This window comes from Rahnella sp. AA (assembly GCF_002834385.1).
Taxonomy (GTDB): domain Bacteria; phylum Pseudomonadota; class Gammaproteobacteria; order Enterobacterales; family Enterobacteriaceae; genus Rahnella.
This window is the reverse complement of the sequence record NZ_PITQ01000027.1, coordinates 1-3,149: the sequence shown is the minus strand read 5'-3', so window position 1 is coordinate 3,149 and position 3,149 is coordinate 1. Positions and strand designations below refer to the sequence as shown.

The 3,149-nt window shown below is 47.3% G+C and carries 3 protein-coding genes; all 3 read right to left on the bottom strand.

The annotated features are described in order from the left end of the window. Positions 1-393 precede the first annotated feature (393 nt). The gene (locus CWS43_RS27055; RefSeq protein WP_101080202.1) at positions 394-1,293 is read right to left on the bottom strand and encodes a TIR domain-containing protein; all 900 of its coding nucleotides are present in this window, start codon (positions 1,291-1,293) and stop codon (positions 394-396) included. Beyond that, positions 1,283-1,573 carry a hypothetical protein gene (locus tag CWS43_RS27050; RefSeq protein WP_101080201.1) on the bottom strand — a complete coding sequence of 97 codons (291 nt, stop codon included), beginning with the start codon at positions 1,571-1,573 and terminating at the stop codon, positions 1,283-1,285. Before CWS43_RS27050 ends, CWS43_RS27055 begins: the two co-directional genes overlap by 11 nt. A 399-nt stretch (positions 1,574-1,972) precedes the next feature. Further along, positions 1,973-2,917 (bottom strand): ArdC family protein, encoded by a 945-nt coding sequence (locus CWS43_RS27045; RefSeq protein WP_101080200.1) that lies wholly within the window; start codon positions 2,915-2,917, stop codon positions 1,973-1,975. Between the last annotated feature and the right edge of the window lie 232 nt (positions 2,918-3,149).

The window sequence follows — 3,149 nt, the reverse complement described above, 5'->3', positions numbered from 1 at the left end:
GTGGAGCACCTACTGGCTCGAAAGAAAAGCGGCGATCATCGCATGATTCTCGCTCAATATTCGTAACCAGCAAGCGCATACCCTGAATCACTTAATAGTGTAATTCTCAGGGTGCGAATGACTATATCTCGCTCATAACAGACCGTAATCAGTCAAACATCACCTTTGTGCCAAAAGCTGAAGTTACTAGCAAAAATCTGTGTTAGTAATTAGGGAACCGGTCAGGAAAGTCCGTTCTTTGATGACTGGCCAGTAGTCGAGGAGAATCTGAGGGTTATCCTTTCCGGCAACGAGCCCACTCCGGAGCAGTAGGAACTAAAAAATGCTCTGGATAATGACTCCCCATCAGATGGGCAGGCCGCTTAGCGGCCTTTTATTATTAAATACAGAGAATTAGGCATTGAACGCTTTTTCTTTATCAAAAGGAACATCGGCATACGCCAGTTCGCTCAGCAGCTTGCGTTTCCATCCACCATGCTCATCAAGCTCGGTATAGAGTACGCCAGCTAGATCGGAAGGTATTTCAATTTCGCCCTTCTTGAGTACCAGTACTCTCCCTCGCCCCAGTTTCCCCGCGAAATATCCCAGTTCATAAAGAACATTCTGGCGTGCGCGCAGCCTTGTACTTTCAGATGATAGGGCATTACCGCTATCGTCGGGCGTCATCAGCACAATCGCAAAGCTAACATCTCCTGACTCCGCTTCAAATTTCTCGATAATTGTCCTTGAGCCATCGGGACGTTCAGAAAGGATAATTTCCTCCAACCCTATCCGGGATATGAAACGGGCTACAGACTGAAGAGCATCATTATCATGGCCATGTACAATAAAAATTTTTCGGGATACAGGGCGTAACACGGCGGGCTCAGGATCGATTTGATTCTCAACATACTGTTGGTAATCACGGACGAATGGGACAAGTAATGATGAAGTAAATTTACGGACTGATTCAATAATCCTGCGATCGTAGAAAAACGTGTGGCAAAAATTGAAGGCAAAATTATTATCGATTGCCATTTTATCGATTAAAACAAGCTTCAGACCCAAAATCTCCCCAGGGTCTTCAGGCCACTGCAGTACAGCGGAACCAGCCATGCTGGATTCAGTCTCGTTACTTTTGGACAAGAAATCATCAAGATCAATATCGCGGGTCAGGTGTGCATTAACTGCCTTCAGATTCACTGAGTTCAAGAGTCGGGCCAGTTGCTTGAGAGGTTGCTGGTAGTTTTGAACATCAGCACGTTGAAGGTCAAAAACGCAATTTTTCAGTGACTGGAATATATCAATCGCCATCCTGCTCGCTCTCCTGTCTTTGTTGTTCTGCACTGTCCAGAATTTGTTGGCGCAGATTTTCTTTCATATGTTCGATTAATGGGCTGACCATAGGATTAGTAGCGTAGCTAGAAGCGCGCTCGTCCACCAAGTTGTATGCTTCCTGAATCGCGTTCTCAATGCTGGCAGGATCATTAGCATCGAAACGAACATCATAACTTCCGTTTAACGCTTCTGTTGCTTTCTCAACCTCTTTTAGCTGCTTCTGCAACTTGTCTATACCTGTAATTTTTACGCCCATAACAACCTCCGGTTCAAGTGCATTACACCAGCCTATATAGATAGCACATTTGACCTGCTTCCCGTGAACTCACACAGAATGGTAATAGGAATGTCCGCAGTTCGCTCATTGTAGACCTTCCTTGTTCTTAAACCTGGCCGCTCCGTGCCATTAGCGGATGTTGTCAAGTCCGCACTGCATTAATTAGGGGGGAGCAGGTCACCAGATCAAGTCTGAGGCAATATATATAAAGGGCTGAGCGGGCTCTTTGCCGCCCGCCCTGCAGCCTGAGAATTTTCCTGGCATCAAGTACCAGGAAAATTTTCAGGGGGAATTATACCCCCCTGAAACAAGCTTTACTCTTCCCACTTACCTACAAGATTAAAGCCACATTCTTTTGTTGCTTCTTTCCCTCTTCCCTCAGGCTTTATCCATCAAATAACGATGCGCTTTGAATGCCGCGCTGGCGGCCTTGAAAATATAGCGTTTGTCGTTCTTCAGTGCTTTCAGCCAGGAAGCGATATAGCTTTCATGCTGAACCTCTCCGACAATCCCCAAGTCTGCCATCAGGAACGCGCTTCCCAGTTCGGCGATCAACTCCTCAAAAGCATAATCTTCACTGCCAAACTTCCCTTTCATTTCTCGGTTCAGCCGACTTTTCGCCCCGCTCCAGTGAACCAGCTCATGCAGGCCCGTAGCGTAGAAATGGGCCGCATCGGCAAAAAGATACCGTTCCGGTAAGCGGATTTCGTCGGTTGATGGTGTAAAAAAGGCATTCTGTCCTTTTTCGATAATGGTTGCACCGCTACTATGAAAAAGTGCTTCTGCACGTGGTAATGGCTCAAAGGTCTCTGCCGGAAAAACGGCTTCAGCACTCAGGGGCAAACCGTCAATTTGTTCAGCATTAAATACAGTGAATGTTTTCAGCATCGGAATATAGTCAATTTCTCCGTTATCATTTTCCTTTTCCAGCGTGGTATAGAAAATCGCGGTAGTGCCGTGTTCTCCCTTGCGCACCTGCCCACCCACCGCTTTCGCCTGTTTGTAGGTCATCCAGCGTGAATCACAGAATCCCTGTTTTGACGCGCTGCACCAAAGCAACATGATATTCATTCCGCTGTAAGCCGTACCGGTGGCGTAATTGGACGGTAAGCCGGACATACCGGGAGTTCGCTGCCAAGGACACACCCAAGGTTTAACCCCAGTTTCCAGCGCCGCAATTATGCTGTCGGTAACAGTCTGATAAATATCGGTTCTGGCTGTTGAACATTTCGTTTTTGAGGAGCCTGACAGATCCAGCGAGGATACGCTGGTCGCCGCTGTCTTGTTAGGGGCACTTATCTGGGTATGAAGGGAAATAGTCATGTTTTTTCTCCGTCAGTTGTGTGATTTTCGTCTTCGTATCGCCTGACGGTTCGCTTTCCCGGCATCGTTCCATCCCGCAAGGGCGCTGCATGCGTGCCATTTACCCTTGCGGGACGGGTTGTGCTGGGAAACGATTAACCGGAAGCAGATACATGAACGGAAATCACGCTGGAGAAAAAACTATCCCTGAATAGACAGATATAGAGCCCCTTACTCGCCAGCGGTGAGATTA